The sequence below is a fragment of the uncultured Roseovarius sp. genome, assembly GCF_947489715.1.
Classification (GTDB): Bacteria; Pseudomonadota; Alphaproteobacteria; order Rhodobacterales; family Rhodobacteraceae; genus Roseovarius.
This window is the reverse complement of sequence record NZ_CANLER010000012.1, coordinates 62,087-82,466: the sequence shown is the minus strand read 5'-3', so window position 1 is coordinate 82,466 and position 20,380 is coordinate 62,087. Positions and strand designations below refer to the sequence as shown.

Here is a 20,380-nt window from a genome sequence, read left to right as displayed (position 1 = left end):
ATTTGCTCTACCGTGCGCCATCAATGGTCACGGAAAGCAGGCTTTCCTCGATCCCGTTGACGAAAACCTTGTTGGCAATCGCCGCCCCACCGCCAGTTGTGACTGCGGATTCCCCGTCAAACACATCGCGAATGGAACTGGGGTTGCGCTGTTCAATCTCTTCTTCGGTGATCGTGTCATTGCCCAACAGGGCCTGCGCTTCGGGCGCACCGATCCGCAACGTGCCCAGATCACAGAAACCATCATCCTGTACATTCTGAGAGACAAACTCAGCCTGCGCCGCCACAGCCCCATCCCGGCCCTCGCTGACACTGATCTCAATCACGTCATCGATCCATGCAGTTTCAAAGGCGGTGCCCCGTACCCGGACACGCAAATCCCCTACCATGACCTCAAAAGGCCTCGGGTTTTTGGCGACATCAAAAAAAGCGGCTCCCTGCAACAGCGTCACGGCGCGGGTATCGCTATCCGTGTTATCGGTAATGGCCGACCCCGCATCCAGATGCAGCCGGCCCCCCGAAACAAGGGCAGCCTGCATCGGCTCAAACCGGGTGTACAAATCTACCAGCATAATGATGCGCAGTGGGTCGGCAATAAAATGGGCGGACAGCAGCAGCCCCAGAAGCAACGGATCAGGATCAGGGATCGCGGTTTGCGGCGCGCACCCGAAACAGTCCAGCCTTCGACGATCTTGGCATAGGCCTCGCGCTCAGTCTTGCCCCGCGCCAGAAACGCCGCCTTGCGGGCCAGAAACTTGGGGTCATCCGGGGCCTCGCACAGGTGCAGGAAAATGCCAACCGCCTCGTTCAGAAAACGCTTTTTTTCCGCTTCAGACATTGCCTTGCCCCGGTGGTGATCCTGATCTCTCTTAAAGAAAACGTTTGAGACCACAAATCTTTATCGATCGAGATGCAGCACGATCTGCACCAGCGCCTCACCCACCAGCCGGTAGGCGCTGGCCTCGGACACCCCCAAACGCGCACCTATCTCGCGATAGGTCAGCCCGTCCAATCGGCTAAGCCGGAATGCTTTGCGCATTCGCTCGGGCATCATCGCCAAGGCGTTGATCACCAAGGCCACCTGTTGGCGAGCAATCACAACGCGTTCCGCATCGGGCGCATCCTGCGCGATCAGCTTGTAGGTGGTCAGGTTCTGATACTCGGTGCGCTGGCGGCGATACCAGGTTCTTGACAATCCGTAGCAGGATTGGCCGTGCCCGGTCATTTGGATAATCGCTGTTTTGCCAACGCAACCAACTGTCCTGCACCAACTCGCCGGCCACCTCGGGACAACTCACAACCTTGCGGGCCAGCGTAATCATGGCACTGCGTTCGTTGATGAAAGATGTCAACACAAGGTCCGCCGGTCTTTTGCTCTTGATCCATCTCCAGTCTGACATAGTGGCGTCTGGCTGGATGAATCGGCTTGACGAAGGGCTTCCCTTTCTTTGGCCTTAGGCCAGCGGCGCGGATAAATCCAGTAGGCAGATCTGGACCATGCCACAGCGGCAGCGCACGTCCGGCCCGGTGCAGTTGATCTGGTCACGGGGCGCGAAACTTTCTATAGTTTTCCGGGTATCACTTGCAGATCCAGGACGTCTTTTGACCACCAAGAACATCAACCCAGATCAGGAAAATTTCGGCGATTACGACCCGCGGATCGGGTATAATCGGGTGTGGTTCAACCTGATGCGCCTGCATCGTAATATGATGCCACCCATCGCCGCCGCCTTGCGCCGCGAAGGGGTTAATGATCCGATCTGGTACGAGATTCTACTGACCATCGAAAGTGCTGGATCAGAAGGCCACATGATGGGCGAACTGGAAGACAAGCTGTTCTTGCCTCAATATGCCCTATCGCGCCATATCAGCCGACTGGTCAAAGCCGGGTTGCTGCGGCGGGAATATGTGGCGGACGGGCGGCGCAAACAACGCCTGTTTGTGACCGAAAAAGGCATGGGGCTGCATCAACGTATCTGGCCCACATATGTGAAAGCCATTCAGGCCGAAATTGCGCCACGCATTTCCACCGACGAGGCCTATAGCGCGACCCATATGCTGATGCGTATTCTTTACGGAAAAGAACCCGGTGATGACATCGGGCTCCATTCTAACAACAGCAAGTAGCGTTTCAGAAATGCGCGACGGCCGTCAGGACAAGGGTGCGACCGGGCTCATTCAGCGTGGCAAATCCGGGATAATCGCCCCCATAGGTCGCACGATCCGAGAACGACTCATCAAACACATTTTGCACCTCGGCACGCAGGGTCACGTTTTTCATCTGACGCGGTGTGTATTCGGCGAACAGGTTCAGCACCTCATACCCATCAAACCCCTGTACTGCATAGGGCCGCACCACATTGGGCGTGTAATCCAGCGCCACGTCCAGATTTCCCCCCACAGTCAGGCCGATTTCGGGGAATTTCTGTTGCACGGTCAGCGCAATCACGTCACCCAGTGGCGCGCCAAAATCCAGCACATCAAAACTGTCCGCAGGCGTACCATTGGCAGTTACGTCGCTGTGGGAATAGGTCAGGCGGGCAAAGCCGTTGTTCCACCCATACGTGGCCTTGAGGTTGTACCCTTCGCTTTCAAAATCAAAGTTGGTATCGCCGTTGCGTGCATCGTCGATCGTGGTGCGAAACAGCTCGCCCCCGATGGCCAGATTGCCTTGCCTCCAATCTGCGCCAATCACAATATTCTCGGCCCGAGACGTGCGCAGCATGGTATAGTTCCAAGGGCTGAAAAACACGTAGTTATCTTCCAGTTGATAGCCTCCGAAAACATTGGAATACCCGGCTCGCACGGCAAATGCTTCGGTGATGTCAAACACAGCCGAGATGTTGCCACTGGCCCCGGAATCGCTGTCGCTATAACCATCCTTACCCGTGAAATCTTGCCAGTCATAGCGCAAGCCCGCCGAGATATCCAAACGCTCGGTCGGCTCTAGACGGGCCTGGGCAAATACACCGGTATTGTCGGTTTTTTCCCTCAGAAGTGGGCTGACATCCGATGTGTATTCGCTGCGTTTATTGGTGAAATCTACCCCCGCTGAAATGACACCTAGATGGCCGATGTGAAAATTGTTCTGGAATTTGGCCATCAAGGTATTCGAGGTGCCCTGGCTGTCTTCAAAGAGGGGCGCGTCAATCTGGCTTTCCGAGAAACCCAGCACCACTTCCGGATCCCAAAAGCCCTCGCTCTTGGTGTGCTCATAGCGCAGCGAAACATTGGTCCGCTTGGTGTCATAGCGCACCAATGGTTGCGGGCCAGGGCCGAAATTGGCGCGGAAATTCCGCAGCGCCGCGTCTTCCAGGCGCTGGGTGGAAAATTCAAACCGGTGACCGCTGTCGCCTTCATAAGCCAGCTTAATCAAGCCGCTTTGGAGGTTCGCAGCGGTGCCTGTCACCGTGTCCCCATTGCCATCTTCGAAGTCTTCGCCATTGGCATATTTGCCATAAATCAGCGCCTCAAACCCGTTAAGGGCAAAGCCAGCGGTTACGGCAGTGCTGAAGGTCTCGCCATTGTCCCCATAGCTCAGCCGCAGATTGCCGCCAACGCTCCGCCCATCGCGAAGGATATCCGTGGCATCAATGGATTCCATGATCACCGCACCGGCCACCGCATTCGGCCCCGCATCCGCTGGGGCCACGCCAGGATCAACCCTGACGAATTTCAGCAGGCCGGGATCAAACGCATTGGCGCTGGCGTGATGAAACGCGCGGTTGTTCTGCTGCACGCCGTCCAGTTGGATTGTCAGGTTCAGCATATCGACACCGTTGACGAAAATCTTTTGCGCGACCGGAATCGCCCCGCCCACCGAAACCGAGGCCAGTTCCGAAAACAGGTCTTTCACATCGCCCATACGCGCCCGTTCTAGCTCGGCATCCGAGACATAAATCGCCCCTGCCCTATCCGCGGCTTCGCCGTTTTCGTCACGCTCGCGTACTTGCGCAGGGTCTGGTGACAGCACGATGGTACCTAGGTCAAACGGTGCGGCGTCCTGCGCGAATGCCGTGGATGTCATGTAGAGCACAAGTGCTGTGCCACTCGGCAGGCGGTTTGTGAGCCGCAACGGTGCGAAAGCCATGATATGTGTTCCCTCTTTGATCGACGAGTTGGCTCACATATTGGCTGGCTGAGGTCAGTCTTTAGGTTAACAGTTATTGACATGCAAGTGCATGTTAATAAATTCGACCCGTAGTGTAAAAAAGCTACAAAGGTCAAGACTGCTGTGACTTAGCACTTAATTACAAGACTCCATGCCCAATGATTTCAGCTAGATGGCTGAGCCCTTAATTCTTAGACTTGGCACTTTATTTAAGACTACGGCTCTTGACTTAGCCGACTCTGAACTGCCGTGATTGATCCACTTTCCGAAGAAATTGATGAGACGTTCTGGCAAGAGGCGTTCCGACGGGCGGATGCATTGCGACATGTCCTGAAGGGCAATGATGATCAGACCTCTGCGGCCCACATTGCAGACCTATCTGAAGAACTTGGTCTCAGCCGGGCCTCTGTATTCCGTCTGATCAGGCTGTTTCGAGAAAGCGGCACGGCCATGTCGCTGGTGGACCTCAAAAGTACACGGCTGTCAAAATTGCTCTGGGCTCACCATCGGCGTCGCTCAGAATGAGCGTTTCGCCCTCGATCAGAAAATCCGATGTCTCAGAGAGGGCAAGACCAAACTGCCGTTCAAGCGCATCAAGCGGTTCGGGACATGCCATCATGGTCGAAGCCGCGGGTGAAAAGCTCACTTGCTCGCCATTGAGCGTGTAGGCGCCCCGCATCCGGTTACACCCGACTGTGGCGCGATAGCTGCTGCCATCGGCTGTCTCCAGCATAAGATGCGGCTCCCGGGTTGCGAGGTCTGACGGGAAGGCCACGCCCTCCAGCATGTCCAGCCGCCAGTAGGTGTTTTGCAGGCTTGCATCCGCCATTTGCCGCTCGCAGGTCACCTCAGGCCGGGTTCGGATGAACCTGTCGACGATCACCATCTCGCGGTCGGGCCCTTCCATGGCAGGGCGAAGCGCATGGCCGCCTTCCAGTATGACATAAAGAGGTTCTCCGGGTGCTGCGCGATCCGACAGATAGGCCTTTTCCAATGCCGGATAATCGCCTTCCATCGCGATAGTGAAGGTCGCGCCGCTTTTGCATTCCACCAGGATGGCGGCGTCGGCCATATAGGTCATCATACCGGCAATCAGCATATCGCCACGTTCGGCGGCTTCATCGGAAGGCGCAACGCCGGGTCGCACCATCACTAGGTTTATATCCGGGGTCCTGACCGGATAATCCTCAAGGATTGTTCCGGCAGCCATATAATGCCGATCTTGCCACATCACTTGTGTCTTCAGCGCGTAACGCCCCGCTTCCGTCACGGTGTCGTCAGCAAACGAAATGGTAAAGGCATATGGAGGGCCTGCGTCGCCCGGCCCCTCAAACCGCCCGATCTCAACCTGATCGTTGTTCGAGATATCGTAGAGGATGGCCATGAATGTCGCCTCGCGCGGTAGCGCGATACGTTCGCGATATGAGGCTGTGCCAGAAAGCTCTCCGGCAAAACTTTGTGTTGCGGCAATAATCATCGCCAAGCCCAAAAATACACGCGACATCATCTCAGTTCGTTCCTTTACTAATCGCAGCTTCCAGAGCGGCATAATTTTTTTTGACGCGCCTCGACGAGAATTCCTTGGGTAGCCAGTAAACTTTTTACGGCTGGCTCAACCTGGTGCAATCGAGAGACTACTGCAAAAGCAACCCTTTGAGAAACATGCAACATACGTGCTTTGGGCTCAATGCAGTCATTGGTCATTTTGCCGACTTGGTAGCGTTTGACCTTGCCACCCCCGCCCGGAATCAAGCCGCAGGCGCCGGGCGAGCGGTGGACCGTCGCGAATGGCTGGCGCTCTCCCTTATCACTAAGTCCACATTGGGCTCAAAGCGGCAACGTTTTGATTGTTGAAGCCCTGCGCCCGTGCGGTATCAATCCGAGAGGCCGGGCTGGTCCAGCAGGTGGCGGCCTTTGCTGTCTTCGACCTCGATCACCCAGAGGTCGGGATCGAAGCCGCGTTGGCGGGCGATGGTGGTGTCCACATCGGCCTCGACGCCCGTGGCCAGTTCGGCCCATTGCCGGTCGCCGGTCATCAGATCGAAACTGCGCTGAAAGACGGTGGCCTGCCCGTCAAGTGTGTTGAGCTTGACCAGGACCGCGCCCGCCGTGTCGTCGCCATGGGCCACGACGAAGGCCGGGATGTCCTGCAGGCGCAGGCGGGTCAGGTAGGCCTGGACCCAAAATTCGGCCGTCAGGCGCGTCATCTGCGGGCCTTGGCGCGCGGGGCAATCGCGGGTGCCTCCGGCGGGAGTATTGCTGCCAAGAAGAAACAGGGGCGCATGGGTCTAGTTGCCGTCTTTGAAATCAAGGCCCATCTCGGAATAGCGTTCGGCCTCTTCCAGCCAGTTGGGCCGCACCTTGACCTGCAGGAACAGGTGCACGCGGCGGCCCAGGAATTCTTCCAGCTCCTCGCGGGCGGCCTTGGAGACCGCCTTGATGGTTTCGCCCTTGTTGCCCAGCACGATGCCCTTGTGGCCGTCGCGCATGACATAGATCACCTGGTCGATCCGGGCCGAGCCGTCTTTGCGTTCCTCCCAGTTTTCGGTCTCGACGGTCAGTTGGTAGGGCAGTTCCTGATGCAGGCGCAGGGTCAGTTTCTCGCGGGTCATTTCCGCCGCGATCACCCGCATCGGCAGGTCGGCGATCTGGTCTTCGGGGTAGAGCCAGGGGCCCTCGGGCAGCTCTTGGGCGAGCCAGCCGCGCAGGGCATCGACGCCGTGGCCCTTTTCGGCCGATATCATGAAGGTTTCGGCAAATCCGAAGCGCTCGTTGAGGTCCTGGGTAAGGCCCAGCAGTTGTTCCGATTTCACCCGGTCGATCTTGTTGATGGCCAGCGCCACCTTGCGGCCCCGGGTAACCTCGGGCAGGCCGTCGAGGATGCGTTCGACGCCTTCGGTGACGCCGCGATGCGCCTCGACCAGCAAAACGATCACGTCGGCATCGGCAGCCCCGCCCCAGGCGGCGGCGACCATCGCGCGGTCAAGCCGGCGGCGCGGTTTGAAGAGGCCGGGCGTGTCGACGAAGACCAACTGGCTGTCGCCGTCGATGGCCACGCCCCGGATGCGGGCGCGGGTGGTCTGGACCTTGTGGGTCACGATCGAGACCTTGGCCCCGACCATGCGGTTCAGAAGCGTGGATTTGCCCGCATTGGGCTCTCCTATCAGGGCGATGAAACCGGCGCGGGTTGTCATGGGGGCATTCCTGTTGCTGCAACGGCGCGGGCTTAGCTTATATCGCCGGCCTGTGCCAGTTTAATTCGACCCTCAGGCAATGGCGGTCCAGACACCGATTGCGCCTACGAGGATCAGGCTGAGCGCCCAGACCACATCGAGATTGAACCAGGTCCGCGACAGGAATTTCAGGCCAAGCCAGAAATACATCACCGCCGCCAATATCCCGCCCGCCAGCGTCATCGCCACCGTGTGCACCACCGAGACCACCAGCGCAGTGCCCAGATTGCCCGCCATCAGCGACCCGGCAGCGCGGTGGCCCGCATCCAGTTGGTCGGGCGCGCAGAGGCCCAGGAAGATCGGCACCAGCATCAGGCCCGCGCCATGCGCCATCGCCGCCAGGAACGACCAGAGCGCCAGGCGCGAGGGCGGCACACGCGCCAGAAACCGCGGGTGGCGGCGATTGATCAGCAGGTAGATCCCGAGGGCAATGACCAGCAACCCGGCGCCGATGCGAATCTCGGCCTCCCATGCGACCAGGACCGTCATCAGGGAAAACGGCAGCAGGATCGCGGTCATGGCGAGGAAATGCCCTGCCGCCAGTGCCGCAAGCGCGCCCAGAAGGGCCGAGCGTCGCCGTTCCATCAAGGCAGCCGACACCGCCAGCGGCCAGCCCATGCCGGGGTTCACGCCGTGATAAAGCCCACTTGCCACCACGGCCAGCCAGAGGCCGCCCGTGGTTGTGATCGGATCCAATTTCTATGCCCTGATCTGCGTCAGACCGACGGGTAGCAGAAGCTGTCGGTGGAGCAATCTCCACCCTCAAGTCGGATCTGGTGCGACCGATAACCTTTTGGAAATTCGACAAAAAAGTCATTGTCTAGCGTCAACCCGCCGTTCTCGCCGACATTGGCCATGACCATCTGGCCGCCTTCGTCATCGGGGTAGAACTGATCATCCCAGCTGGAATAGAGCGAGTTGGTCCAGTAGACGCGTTTGCCGTCGCGGCTGATCTCGACCATCTGCGGGCCATAGGCGAAATCCTTGCCGTTGGGGTGGTTCTTGTCGGCGACGATGCCGCCCAGCTCGACCTTGCCTGCCAGTGTCGGGTTCATCGGGTCGGAAACATCATATTGATGCATCTCGCCAGTGCCCCAGCAGGCGACATAGAGGTATTTGTCATCAAGGCTAAGGTCGATATCGGTGACCAGCGGCGGCACCGCCTCGAACCCTTTCAGAAGCGGCGGCAGGTCGTCGGCGGCGGCGGGTTGCGGCGGGATGGTGACTGTTTTCTTGGCGTCGAACGTGCCGTCCTCTTTGCGCCACCAGGTCCAGATCGACCCTTCAAGGTTGGTGGTGTCGACCACCACGCCGCAGAAACCGTATTCCTTGGCCGGATCATGGGCCGGGCGGATTTCCAGCGCCATCTGGTGATTTTCGCCGAAATCAATCGTCTGCACGTTCTTGCGCGCCCGCAAATCCCAGAAATGGATGGAATGCCCGTATTTGTTGCTGAGCAGATCCTCGGGCACGATACCGCCTTCGAATTGCGGCGGCAGGCCCCATTCGGAGCTGACCATATAATTGCGCGGCAGGTTCCACCAGAAATCATACTGCTTGTCCTGCACGCCCCGGTCCATCTCGTAGCGGCCCAGGATATCAAAGGTTTCGCAATCCATGATGAACATGCCCGGAGGGCCATCGGTGCCATCCTCGCCACCGCCACCAAGGGTCGAGACATAAATGCCCTCGGGGCCGCAATGGATGGTATGGGGGCGCGAATAGCCGGTCTTGGCGAAAACCTCTTCAGGCTCGATGATCTTGTGGATCTTGGCCTTCAGCGGCTCTTTCACGTCGATGATATAGATGCGTGACGACCGGATGCCGGGGATGATCAGATAACGGCGCTCCAGAAAGGCGTGCCCGGTCAGCGGTGACAGCGCCGAGGAACAGGCGTTCCAGCCGAAATGATGAAATTCGTCGCCGAGGTTGGGCATGAAAAGGCTGTGCACGATCTCGCCATAGGTCTTGGATGACGGATCGACATCGACCACCGCCAGCCCGTCGGGTTGCGTGCCATCGGGGCTGAGCATCAGCGTAAAGGCCAGCTTTTCGGCGGGCGCCTCCATCGCCAGCTTGGGTGTGGCGTGGAACGTGGGGTCCGGTCTCAGGTTCATTTCAGTTTCCTCCCATTGGATTGATATGCCCCTTTTGGGCTTGTTTCAGATTTGATTTCAGGCGGCCTCGGCCAGTTGGATGGCACCGCTTATGCGGGTTGAAAGCGTGATCAGTTCCTGCCCGACACGCTGGCGGCTTGCCTTGTCGAAACGACGCACCGGGCCGACAGCGCCGATGCTGAACGTCGCCCCCAGAGTGCCAACCATCACCGGCGCGGCGACGCTGGCGATGCCAAGGTCAATCTCCTGATCGCATTCGGCATAGCCGCGTTTCGTGATCTCGGCGAATTCAGCCCGCAACGCCCCGGGCGTGGATTTGGTGTGCTCGGTATATTGCGTCAGGCTGCCGCGCAGGATGTGATCCTGAAAATCCGGTTCGGAAAAGGCGGCGATGGCGCGGGCGCAGGAACAGGCATGCAGCGGACGGCGGCCCAACCCGGGGTGGATATGATCGCGCGTGGCATCCTGGGGCACCTCGACATGGATGATTTCAACCGCATCGCCCCGGAACCGCGACAGGAATACCGTTTCGCCAAAACTGCTGGCCGCCGCGCGCAGCGTAGCCCCCGAGGCCCGGCAGACATCGCCATCGGATTTGCCCGAAAGCGCAATGCGCATCAGCCGCTGACCGATCACGTAGCGCGACTGCCTGCCCGGATCGTCGATCAGACGCTGATCCGCGAGGGTCTGCAACAACCGGTAACAGGTTGGGCGCGGCAGCCCTGTCGCCTTTTGAATTTCGCCCGTGGTGATGGGCCGCCCGGCCATGGCGATGGTTTCCAGAATGGTGACAAGGCGGTCAAGATGCACGGATCAATCTCATATTGCAGGAATGTGTCTCGTATTTTGATACGCAAAAGTGATTCCCGGCAACGCAAACTTTAGTCGGCCCCGAAAACCGGCAGGGTCGGGACATTCTTGTGCTGCTGCTTGACACCCGGGGCGTTGCTGCTCATGTAGCGGCCCAGACCCTGAACCCGGAGATGCCCCATGGCCTCGGACGCCAAAGAAAAGAATTCCATTGTCGAGACGATCAAGACAGTGGTCTACGCCCTGCTGATTGCGGGCATCTTCCGCACGATTTTCTTTCAACCGTTCTGGATTCCGTCCGGGTCGATGAAAGACACGCTGCTGATCGGCGATTTCCTGTTCGTGAACAAGATGGCCTATGGCTACTCCTACGCGTCCTGCCCGTCGATCCGCATCCAGCGGCTGGGCATCAATATCGACGCCACCGATATCTGCGGTTTCATGGATGGCGACAACACAAGGCTACTGGGTTCGGAACCCGAGCGTGGCGATATCATCGTCTTCCGCCACCCGGTGTCTGGGGCCGATTTCATCAAGCGGGTCGTGGGCCTGCCGGGCGATGAAATCCAGATGAAAAACGGCGTGCTGCATATCAACGGCCAGGCAGTCAAGCTTGAAGATGCCGGCGTCTTCGAAGAAGAATTTGCCGCCCAGGGGCCGATCGGCAGCTACCCGCGTTGTGAAAACGGCGTGGTCGGCGAAGGCGGCATGTGCAAAAAGTCCCGCCAGACCGAAACCCTGCCCAATGGCCGCTCCCACAGCATCCTCAACATCACCGAACAAGGTGTTGATAATACAGGCGTTTTCCGGGTGCCACAGGGGGAATACTTCTTCATGGGCGACAATCGCGACAACTCCACCGACTCGCGCGTGTCGCGGGGTCGTCAGGGCGTCGGGTTCGTGCCTTACGAAAACCTGATCGGCCGCGCCGGACGGGTGATGTTCTCGTCCGCGGGCAGCCGGATGTTCTATTTCTGGACCTGGCGCGGGGATCGTTTCTTCAAGAGGCTGGATTGAAGCTCGGGGCCGAGCTGAAGGCGCTTGAGGCGCGGCTGGGGTATACGTTCACTGACCCGGCGCTGCTGGTGCGCGCGGTGACGCATTCCTCGATGTCCTCGGCCACGCGGGACGATAATCAGCGGTTGGAATTCCTGGGTGACCGGGTTCTGGGTCTGGTGATGGCACAGGCGGTACTGGAACATGACAAGGCCGCGACCGAAGGCCAGCTGGCCCCGCGTTTCAACGCGCTGGTGCGCAAGGAAACCTGCGCCGACGTGGCCCGGCAGGTCGATGTCGGCGCGGTGCTGAAACTGGGTCGGTCCGAAATGATGTCAGGCGGGCGCCGCAAGCAGGCACTTTTGGGTGACGCGATGGAAGCGGTGATCGCCGCCGTCTATCTTGATGGTGGTTTCGACGCGGCGCAGGCGATGATCCTGCGGCTTTGGGGCGACCGCGTGGGCCGGGTCGAAGCCGACGCCCGCGACGCCAAGACCGCCTTGCAGGAATGGGCCCAGGCACGCGGCCTGCAACCACCACGCTACGTGGAAACCGCCCGCTCGGGCCCCGATCACGCCCCGCAATTCACCATTCAGGCGCAGCTCGAAGGTGAAACCTCCGAGAGTGCGACCGCCGGTTCCAAACGCCAGGCCGAACAGGCCGCAGCCAAGGCGTTCCTGTCGCGGCTCGAAAAAAGCTGAGATCACTCCCAAAACTGGCTTGGCCTTTCGGCTGATGTCGCGGCCACCAATCGGCGGCCCTGCGCCCTACCCCGCCTTCACCGAAGTGCCGACTTTCGCCGCGCGCAAGCTCCAGCCCTCGCGCCCGATGGACCGGCAGAGGATCAGCACCGGGATCAGGCCAAACGCGACCAGGACCAGTGAAGGCACCGCCGCCTCGTTCAGGCGCTCATCCGATGCCAGCCGGTGTGCCTGCACCGCCAGGGTCTGGAAATTGAACGGATGCAGGATCAGTGTTGCGGGCAATTCCTTCATCACATCGACAAAGACGATTAACAAAGCGGTCAGAACGGATGTGCGTGACACCGGCAGATGCACCCGCCACAGCATTCTGGGCGTGCTTTGCCCCAGCGACCGCGCGATGGCATCGAAATGTGCGGGCACAGTGGCCATGCCGCTGTCATATGCATTCAACGCCGCCGCCATGAACCGCGCCATATAGGCCAGCACCATCAGCCAGATCGACCCGGTGATCAGCAGCCCGGTCGAGATGCCGAACCGCGCCTCCATCACCCCGTCGATCAGGTTGTCGAGCGCGGCCAGCGGCACCATCAGCCCCACGGCAATCACCCCGCCCGGCACCGCGTAGCCCAGCCCGGCCCCAATCACCAACCCGCGCGAGGTGCGCCCGGGGCGGGTCCGCGCCCGGAACCCGATCAGCACCGCGCCGATCACCGTCAGGACCGAGGCAACCCCCGCCAGCGTGACCGAATTCCACATCAGGTCGATATAGCGGTCCGACAGCAGGCTCTGCCCCGATCCCTGCGCCATCAGCCCCAGCATGATCACCGGGATGACAAAGCCCAGCAGCACCGGCGTGAGGCAGATCACCATCGCCACCCAGCCGGGCACACCGCTGAGACGCGGCTTTTCCATTGCCTCGAACCGCGCACCACGACCCGCCGTGCGGGCCTTGCCACGCTGCGCCCGCTCCAACCCGGCCAACAGCAGCGCGAAACTCAGCAAACACAGCGACAATTGCGCCGCCGCCGCGCGATCCCCCAGCGAAAACCACGCCTGATAGATGCCGGTGGCAAAGGTCTGCACGTTGAAAAACGCCACCGTGCCGAAATCCGAAATCGTCTCCATCACCGCCAGAAGTGCGCCCCCCGCAATCGCCGGACGCGCCATCGGCAAGGCCACCCGCCAGAATGCTCTGAGCGGCGAGCGCCCCAGCGTGCGCGCCACCAGAAACGCGTTCGACGATTGCTGCCGGAACGATGCCCGCGCCAGCAGGTAGACGTAGGGATACAGCACCACGGTCAGCATCATCGCCGCCCCGCCCAGACTGCGGATTTCCGGGAACCAGTAATCCCGCGGGCCCCATCCCATCACCTCGCGCAACAGCGTCTGCACCGCGCCGGGATGATCCAGAAGGTCGGTATAGGCATAGGCCAGCACATAGGCCGGAAAGGCCAGCGGCAGCGCCAGCGCCACCTCCAGCCATTTCGAGCCAGGAAAGCGATAGACCGTCACCAGCCAGGCGGTGACACTGCCAATGATCGCCGTGGACACGCCGACGATCAGCACCAATGTCAGCGTGGTACGCACATAGCGCGGCAGGACCGAGGCCAGAATCTCGCGCCAGGTCTGCAGATCACCGGTAAACGCCGCCAACGCGGCGGCCACGATGGGCGCCACGCAAAAGGCCACGGCCACCCAGGCCAGGCGATGCAGCAGTCGTTCGGTCATGAAATCGGCACTTCGCTGGTTTCAGATGCCATCGCTGCCACAAATCCGCGCCGGTGGCCAGAAGAACCTGACAAAAAGCGTGCGACAAAGAGGCCGCAGCTACAGAAACGCGCCAAACACCTCCTGGTATTGCGACATCTTCTCGACCTGATCGGTCGCGCCATCGCCCAGCGCACAGACAACATCCTGATAAAGCAGGTTCAGCCCGAAATGCAGCCCCACCGGCATCGGCAGGAAAAACTGGCCCTCATTGGGGAAGGTAAAGACGTGATCGGCGAACCGGCTGCCCCAGTCACAGAACTCGTCACACATCAGGATCACTTCATACCCGTTATCCTTGGCATGTTCTGCCAGCGCCGGTCCGTGAGAGGCATAGCGGAACATGTCGATGATCAGCAGACATTTGCGGCCCGTGCCCTGAGTAAAGACCTCGGTATAGACCCCGTCCAGCCCGGACACGACCTTCACACCGGGGCGGACATAATTCAGCCGCATCGCCAGCCCGGTCGCCAGGTACTGATAGAGCTGGAATCCCACGATCGCCACGAAATCCGCCTGCGCCAGACATTGCACCCCCGCCTGCCACTTGGGCGAGGCCCGCAGGTTCAGCGCGGCATTGATGCCCGCCTCGGCCATCTCGCGTTCCTTATCCGCCCCCTGGGTTGCCTGCGCGCGCACAAAGCTTTGGTAGCGATCCCCGATTCTCGCTGATCGCGGCCCCGACATTTCCTGCCGCGCTTTGGTACGCAACTCCGTCGCGCGCTCATATCCCAACTTCTTGAAAAACCGGCTGACCGTCATCGGACTGACCTCCAGTTTCTGGGCTATCTCGGCACTGGTTTCCAGCGCAAGCGCCTCGGGCCGACCGACCAGATAGGTTGCAACACGTTGTTCCAGCTTGGTAAAACTGACATCGCCGTTTCGAATGATGTCTTCAATCTTCATTGTCACCGGCCTCCCTGTTCTGGCGCCTACATGATCAACCGGTCCCCTATTTCGAACGATAGCTTTTCCGGTTGACTGCTATTTTTATCCCATTACTATAAATATTGGTAGTTTGATACCAAAAATGAACAAGGGGGGCGCGGAACGCAGGGAGGAGCCGGCGTGTGCAGCCATGGCTTACGTGGCGACAACAAAGCTTTACACCTTCTCAGAATCGCGACAACCTTGCCGACATGATCGGGGACGAGCGCAACCGGCGTTTGATACATCCCCGCAAATCAGGGAGACTTCGATGAAAACACTTCGGACATTAACGGCTGCCACAGCCATCTTTTTGGGCGCGGTCGGGATGGCCCCGGCGCAGACGCTCAATTTCGCCTATGACGCCGATCCGGTATCGCTGGACCCGCATGAGCAGCTTTCGGGCGGCACATTGCAGCTCAGCCACATGATCTTTGACCCGCTGGTGCGCTGGAACAAGGATCTGGGCTTTGACGGCCGTCTGGCCTCAAGCTGGGAGCGTGTCGACGACACCACCATGCACTTCAAACTGCGCGAGGGCGTGAAATTCCACTCGGGCAACCCGATGACCGCCGCCGACGTGGTCTGGACCATCGACCGCCTGAGATCCTCGCCCGATTTCAAAGGTATTTTCGCCAGCTGGACCTCGGCCACCGCCGTCGATGACCTGACGGTCGAGATCAAGACCGATGGCCCCAGCCCGCTGGTGCTGCACACCGCCACCTATGTCTTCCCGATGGACAGCAAGTTCTACGAAGAAGGCGGGGCGGATATCGTCAAGCACGGCGACAGCTTTGCCTCGAAAACCGTGTCGGGCACCGGACCATTCACCATCACCGAGCGTGAACAGGGCGTCAAAGTCGTCTTCACCCGCAACGCCGATTACTGGGACACCGACAGCCCGGGCAATGTGCAAACCGCGATCCTGACCCCGATCAAAGAGGCGCCGACCCGTGTCGCCGCCCTGCTGGCCGGTGATGTCGATTTCATCGCGCCCGTTCCGCCCACCGATCTGCAACGGATCGAGGATGACGCCAACACCCAGTTGGTCACCATGAGCGGCACGCGCATCATCACGCTGCAACTGAACCAACAGCGGCACGAAGCGCTGGCCAATCAGAACGTGCGCCTGGCGATGGCCTATGCCATCAACAACGAAGGCATTGTTCAGAAGATCATGAAGGGCTTTGGCACCGCCGGCGAACAGATGTCGCCCAAGGGCTATATCGGCCACAATCCTGATCTGACGCCGCGTTTCGACCTGGCGAAAGCGCAGGAACTGATGGCCGAAGCTGGCTATGCTGACGGGTTCGAGGCGACAATGATGTGCCCCAACAACCGCTACGTCAACGACTTCAAAATCTGCGAAGCGGCAGCGGCAATGCTGGCCAAGATCAACGTCAAGATCGACCTGACCACCATGCCCAAGGCGCAATACTGGCCCAAATTCGATGAACGCGCCGCGGACATCATGATGATCGGCTGGCACGCGGATACCGAGGACAGCGCCAACTTCTACGAGTTCCTGGCGATGACCCCGAATGAAGATACCGGCCGTGGTCAGTACAACTCGGGCAACTACTCGAACGCCAAGGTCGACGAACTGACCGAAGCATCGCTGGTGGAAACCAAGGGTGACACCCGCGCCGAGCAGCTTCAGATGGTCGAGAAAATCCTGCATGACGAAGCGGCCTTCATTCCGCTGCACTGGCAGGACCTGGCCTGGGCCGCGCGCACCGGCGTCAATATCGAGCCCGTCCTCAACGTGATGAACTTCCCCTATCTGGGCGACCTCGTCATCGAATAAACTCCCCAGCGGGCCGGACAAACCTCCGGCCCGCCGTCATTTAAGCGCCAGGTTCATATGCATATCCTAGCTTTCCTTATCCGCCGCGCCATTCAAGCCGTCATCGTGATGTTCGTGATTTCGATCATCGGCTTTTCCATTCAGGACAATCTGGGTGACCCCCTCCGCGAGCTTGTCGGGCAATCCGTGTCCGAGGCCGAGCGCCAGACGCTCCGCGACGAACTGGGCCTGAACGATCCGTTCCTGGTTCAGTATGGCCGTTTCCTCGGCAATGCCGTTCAGGGCGACCTGGGCACGTCCTATTTCTTCAAACGCCCGGCGCTCGATGTGATCATGGATAAATTCCCGGCGACGTTCGAACTGGTGCTGGGCGCCACCTTCATCTTTCTGGCCCTCTCGATCCCCGGCGGCATCTACTGCGCCATCAACCGCGAGAAATTCCTGGCCAAGGCGATCATGACCGGGTCGATCATCGGCATCTCGGTGCCGGTGTTCCTGACCGCCATCTTCATGGTCTGGATCTTCGGGGTCGAGCTGCAATGGCTCCCCGCCTTTGGTCGTGGCGAAACTGTTGAAATGCCCTGGGGCTGGGATACCGGCTTCCTGACCATCGACGGGCTCGCCCACCTGATCCTGCCCTCGATCGCGCTTTCCTCGATCATGCTGCCCCTCTTCATCCGCCTCATCCGGGCCGAGATGATGGAGGCGATGGGCACCGATTACGTGCGTTTCGCCAAGGCCAAGGGCCTCAGCACCGCGCGCGTCCGCTATGTGCATGCCTTCCGCAACACGCTTTTGCCGGTGGTGACCGTCGGCGGCCTGATGATCGGGACGCTGATCGCCTACACCATCCTGACCGAAACCGTGTTCCAGTGGCCCGGCATGGGCTTTTTGTTCCTCGAGGCGGTGAACCGCGTCGATACGCCCCTGATCATCGCCTATATCATCGTGGTCGGCCTGATCTTCGTGGTCGTCAACACGCTGGTCGATTTCATCTACACCCTCATCAATCCGATGGTGAAACTTCCGGGGGCAAAATCATGATCACCTGGCGCGGTTTCCTCAAACGTTTCCTGGCCGATCCGGTCGCCATCGGCGCTGGTATCGTGCTTCTCGTGCTGGTCCTCATGGCGGTTCTCGCGCCGCTGATCGCTCCGCAGAACCCCTATGACCTGATGCAGCTTGACATCATGGACAGCGAAATGCCTCCCAGCTGGATCCCGGGCGGTGACGATCGTTTCCTGCTCGGCACCGATGCACAGGGGCGGGGCGTGCTGTCGACCATCATGTACGGCACCGGCATCTCGCTCCTGATCGGCATCGGCGCCGTCATCGTTCAGGGCATCCTTGGCATAACCCTGGGCCTGATCGCGGGCTACAAGGGCGGCTGGGTCGATAGCTTCCTGATGCGCCTTGCCGATATCCAGATGTCGCTCTCGACGCTGATGATCGCGATCATCGTGCTGGCGCTCTTCCAGGCCGCCTTCGATGCATCGGTCTATGCCGATTATGCCATCTTCATGCTGATCCTGATCATCGGCATCGCCGAATGGCCGAAATTCGCCCGAACCGTGCGCTCCTCGGTGCTGGGTGAGAAAAACAAGGAATATGTCGATGCCGCCCGCGTCATCGGCCTGCCCGCCCGCAAGGTGATGTGGGGACATATCCTGCCCAATACGCTGACACCCGTTCTGGTGATCTCGACCATTCAGGTGGCCGAGGCGATCATGACCGAAGCCGCCCTTTCCTTCCTTGGTCTCGGCATGCCGGTCGATCGCCCCTCGCTCGGGTCGCTGATCCGCTCAGGGTTCGAATTCGTCTTCTCGGGCCAGTACTGGATCACCTTCTACCCTGCGCTCGTGCTCATTGCGCTGGTTCTCGCGCTCAACCTGCTGGGCGACTGGCTGCGCGACGTGCTCAACCCGAAACTGCGGAGGGGAGAAGACTGATGGCCATGCTCGAAGTCAAGGACCTGCACGTCGCCTTCCCACGCGGCAAACATGACGAGGTCGAGGCCCTGCGCGGTGTCTCCCTGACGCTGGAAAAGGGCGAACGCCTGGGCGTCGTGGGCGAATCCGGCGCCGGTAAATCCATGCTCGCCTTCGCCATCCTGAACCTGATCGCCGAACCGGGCCGGGTCAGCCACGGCACAGTCAAGTTCAACGGCGAAAACCTGCTGGACCTCAGCGAACGGAAAATCCGCGACATCCGCGGCAACCGCATCTCGATGATCTTCCAGGATCCGATGGTCACCCTCAACCCGGTGCTCTCCATCGGCGTGCAGATGATGGAAACGCTCCGCGCCCATCGCAAGATCAGCGACAAGGAGGCGCGCGCGCTCTGCGTCGCCAAGCTGAAAGAGGTGGCGATCCCGTCCGCTGAATCACGCCTTGATGCCTATCCGCACGAACTTTCCGGCGGTCTGCGCCAGCGCGTCGTTATCGCCATCGCACTTCTGACCGACCCCGAGATCATCATCGCAGACGAACCCACAACCGCGCTGGATGTCACCATCCAGGCCGAGATCATGGCGCTGATCCTCAAGCTTTGCCGCGAAAAAGACGTCGCACTCATCCTCATCACCCACGACCTTGGCGTCGTGGCCGAGGTGACGGAAAAGCTGATGATCATGTATGCGGGCAAATGCGTCGAAACCGGCCCCACCCGGCAGATCATCGACACGCCGCAGCACCCCTATGCCAGCGGGCTTCTCAAGGCCCTGCCCCAACATGCGGGCCGCGGCACAAGGCTCTACCAGATACCGGGCTCGATGCCGCCGATCACCAACCTGCCCAAGGGCTGCACCTATCATCCGCGCTGCGATTTCGCGACCCAGCGGTGTCATGGCGGTGAACCTGATCTTGTGAACGGCGTCGCCTGCTACAACCCGCTGACATCCGACCCCGCGACCGGAACCGAGACAAAGACCGAGGCCGAGACATGACCCAACCCATTGTCGAAACCAAAGGGGTCGAGGTCCGTTTCCCCCTGCCCACGCACTTCCTCAGCCGTGAAAAGCCGGTCCTGCACGCGCTCAACACCGTCAACGTATCGATCATGCCGGGCGAAAGCTTCTGCGTGGTGGGCGAAAGCGGCTGTGGCAAGACCACCCTTGGCCGCGCCATGCTGGGCCTGAATTCACCCACCGCCGGCGAGATTTATTTCCGCGGTGAACGCATTGACCAGATGGACGAGGCAACCCGCAAACCCGTGCGCCGCGACATGCAGATGGTGTTCCAGAACCCCTATGCCTCGCTCAATCCGCGCCGCAACGTGTTCGAAACCCTGGCTGAACCGGTGCGTCACCTGATGCCCGAGCTTTCCTCGGCCGAGGTTCGCACCCGCGTCGAAGAGGTGTTGGCCGAAACCGGCTGCGACCCAAGCTGGCAGCGCCGCCTGCCGCATGAGTTCTCCGGCGGCCAGCGGCAACGCATCGCCATCGCCCGCGCGCTGGTGACAAACCCCGCCTTCGTGGTCGCGGATGAACCGATCTCGGCGCTCGACGTGTCGATCCAGGCGCAGATTCTGAACCTGCTCACCGAATTGCAGCAGGAACGCGGGCTGACCTACCTCTTCATCACCCACGATCTCAGCGTGGTGCAGCATTTCGGCTCCCGGGTCGCGGTGATGTATCTGGGTCAGGTGATGGAACTGGCCTCGGCCGAAACCATCTTCGCCGATCCCAAGCATCCCTATACCCAGCTCCTGCTCGAAGCGATCCCCAAGCTTGAGGGCGGATCGTTCGACAAGCCGCGCCAACCCGGTGAGCTGCCCGATCCCGTGAACCTGCCCAAGGGCTGCCCCTTCGCCGCCCGCTGCCACATGGCGCAGGATCGCTGCCGTCAGGAACGCCCACAGCTGCGCGGGCTGCCCAACGGCACCGAAGTGGCCTGTCATTTCGCGGAATAG

20 protein-coding genes are annotated in these 20,380 nt (G+C 60.2%); 8 read left to right on the top strand and 12 right to left on the bottom strand.

Going from position 1 to position 20,380, the window contains the following annotated elements; all coding sequences use genetic code 11:
- Positions 1-7: 7 nt before the first annotated feature.
- The 3 genes from Q1B27_RS22185 to Q1B27_RS22175 are packed head-to-tail and all read right to left on the bottom strand — an operon-like array spanning position 8 to position 1,224.
- Positions 8-571, bottom strand: a complete 564-nt coding sequence (locus Q1B27_RS22185; protein WP_299851409.1) for a FecR domain-containing protein — start codon at positions 569-571, stop codon at positions 8-10.
- A complete protein-coding gene (locus tag Q1B27_RS22180) occupies positions 562-837 on the bottom strand; it encodes a hypothetical protein (RefSeq protein ID WP_299851406.1) in 276 nt (91 codons plus the stop codon). The genes Q1B27_RS22185 and Q1B27_RS22180 overlap by 10 nt, the downstream gene beginning before the upstream one ends.
- Before the next feature lie 60 nt (positions 838-897).
- The gene (locus tag Q1B27_RS22175; protein ID WP_299851403.1) at positions 898-1,224 is read right to left on the bottom strand and encodes a sigma-70 family RNA polymerase sigma factor; all 327 of its coding nucleotides are present in this window, start codon (positions 1,222-1,224) and stop codon (positions 898-900) included.
- A gap of 272 nt (positions 1,225-1,496) precedes the next feature.
- On the opposite strand from Q1B27_RS22175, the gene Q1B27_RS22170 reads away from it, so the two are divergent.
- Positions 1,497-2,126: a MarR family winged helix-turn-helix transcriptional regulator gene (locus Q1B27_RS22170; RefSeq protein ID WP_367181383.1), complete on the top strand. Its 630-nt coding sequence runs from the start codon at positions 1,497-1,499 to the stop codon at positions 2,124-2,126.
- A 4-nt stretch (positions 2,127-2,130) separates the two neighbouring features.
- Here Q1B27_RS22170 and Q1B27_RS22165 read toward each other — a convergent pair whose 3' ends face one another.
- The 7 genes from Q1B27_RS22165 to Q1B27_RS22135 form a co-directional block, all read right to left on the bottom strand.
- Positions 2,131-4,089 (bottom strand): TonB-dependent receptor, encoded by a 1,959-nt coding sequence (locus Q1B27_RS22165; RefSeq protein ID WP_299851400.1) that lies wholly within the window; start codon positions 4,087-4,089, stop codon positions 2,131-2,133.
- 487 nt (positions 4,090-4,576) lie between these two features.
- Entirely contained in the window at positions 4,577-5,617 is a 1,041-nt protein-coding gene (locus tag Q1B27_RS22160; RefSeq protein ID WP_299851397.1) for an META domain-containing protein, read from the bottom strand.
- Between the two features lie 367 nt (positions 5,618-5,984).
- The gene (locus Q1B27_RS22155) at positions 5,985-6,317 is read right to left on the bottom strand and encodes a DUF1491 family protein (RefSeq protein WP_299851394.1); all 333 of its coding nucleotides are present in this window, start codon (positions 6,315-6,317) and stop codon (positions 5,985-5,987) included.
- A gap of 81 nt (positions 6,318-6,398) precedes the next feature.
- Positions 6,399-7,304 carry a GTPase Era gene (gene era / locus Q1B27_RS22150; protein ID WP_299851391.1) on the bottom strand — a complete coding sequence of 302 codons (906 nt, stop codon included), beginning with the start codon at positions 7,302-7,304 and terminating at the stop codon, positions 6,399-6,401.
- A gap of 72 nt (positions 7,305-7,376) precedes the next feature.
- Entirely contained in the window at positions 7,377-8,039 is a 663-nt protein-coding gene (locus tag Q1B27_RS22145; RefSeq protein ID WP_299851388.1) for a hypothetical protein, read from the bottom strand.
- Between the two features lie 20 nt (positions 8,040-8,059).
- Positions 8,060-9,460 (bottom strand): selenium-binding protein SBP56-related protein, encoded by a 1,401-nt coding sequence (locus Q1B27_RS22140; RefSeq protein WP_299851385.1) that lies wholly within the window; start codon positions 9,458-9,460, stop codon positions 8,060-8,062.
- A gap of 57 nt (positions 9,461-9,517) precedes the next feature.
- Positions 9,518-10,270: an IclR family transcriptional regulator gene (locus Q1B27_RS22135; RefSeq protein WP_299851382.1), complete on the bottom strand. Its 753-nt coding sequence runs from the start codon at positions 10,268-10,270 to the stop codon at positions 9,518-9,520.
- Between the two features lie 180 nt (positions 10,271-10,450).
- On the opposite strand from Q1B27_RS22135, the gene lepB reads away from it, so the two are divergent.
- Positions 10,451-11,287: a signal peptidase I gene (lepB, locus tag Q1B27_RS22130; protein ID WP_299851379.1), complete on the top strand. Its 837-nt coding sequence runs from the start codon at positions 10,451-10,453 to the stop codon at positions 11,285-11,287.
- A complete protein-coding gene (gene rnc / locus Q1B27_RS22125; RefSeq protein ID WP_299851376.1) occupies positions 11,284-11,967 on the top strand; it encodes a ribonuclease III in 684 nt (227 codons plus the stop codon). The genes lepB and rnc overlap by 4 nt, the downstream gene beginning before the upstream one ends.
- A 66-nt stretch (positions 11,968-12,033) precedes the next feature.
- Here rnc and Q1B27_RS22120 read toward each other — a convergent pair whose 3' ends face one another.
- Both Q1B27_RS22120 and Q1B27_RS22115 read right to left on the bottom strand, forming a co-directional pair.
- A complete protein-coding gene (locus Q1B27_RS22120; protein ID WP_299851372.1) occupies positions 12,034-13,698 on the bottom strand; it encodes an iron ABC transporter permease in 1,665 nt (554 codons plus the stop codon).
- Between the two features lie 99 nt (positions 13,699-13,797).
- Entirely contained in the window at positions 13,798-14,643 is an 846-nt protein-coding gene (locus Q1B27_RS22115; RefSeq protein WP_299851369.1) for a MurR/RpiR family transcriptional regulator, read from the bottom strand.
- A gap of 292 nt (positions 14,644-14,935) precedes the next feature.
- Between Q1B27_RS22115 and Q1B27_RS22110 the strand changes: the two genes are divergently transcribed.
- From Q1B27_RS22110 to Q1B27_RS22090, 5 genes are read left to right on the top strand one after another with little or no spacing between them, the layout of a single operon-like run.
- Complete coding sequence (locus Q1B27_RS22110; protein WP_299851366.1) at positions 14,936-16,471, top strand: ABC transporter substrate-binding protein; 1,536 nt, start codon at positions 14,936-14,938, stop codon at positions 16,469-16,471.
- A gap of 57 nt (positions 16,472-16,528) precedes the next feature.
- Positions 16,529-17,515, top strand: a complete 987-nt coding sequence (locus Q1B27_RS22105) for an ABC transporter permease (RefSeq protein ID WP_299851363.1) — start codon at positions 16,529-16,531, stop codon at positions 17,513-17,515.
- A complete protein-coding gene (locus tag Q1B27_RS22100) occupies positions 17,512-18,420 on the top strand; it encodes an ABC transporter permease (RefSeq protein WP_299851360.1) in 909 nt (302 codons plus the stop codon). Before Q1B27_RS22105 ends, Q1B27_RS22100 begins: the two co-directional genes overlap by 4 nt.
- A complete protein-coding gene (locus Q1B27_RS22095; protein WP_299851357.1) occupies positions 18,420-19,415 on the top strand; it encodes an ABC transporter ATP-binding protein in 996 nt (331 codons plus the stop codon). The genes Q1B27_RS22100 and Q1B27_RS22095 overlap by 1 nt, the downstream gene beginning before the upstream one ends.
- The gene (locus Q1B27_RS22090; protein WP_299851354.1) at positions 19,412-20,380 is read left to right on the top strand and encodes an ABC transporter ATP-binding protein; all 969 of its coding nucleotides are present in this window, start codon (positions 19,412-19,414) and stop codon (positions 20,378-20,380) included. The genes Q1B27_RS22095 and Q1B27_RS22090 overlap by 4 nt, the downstream gene beginning before the upstream one ends.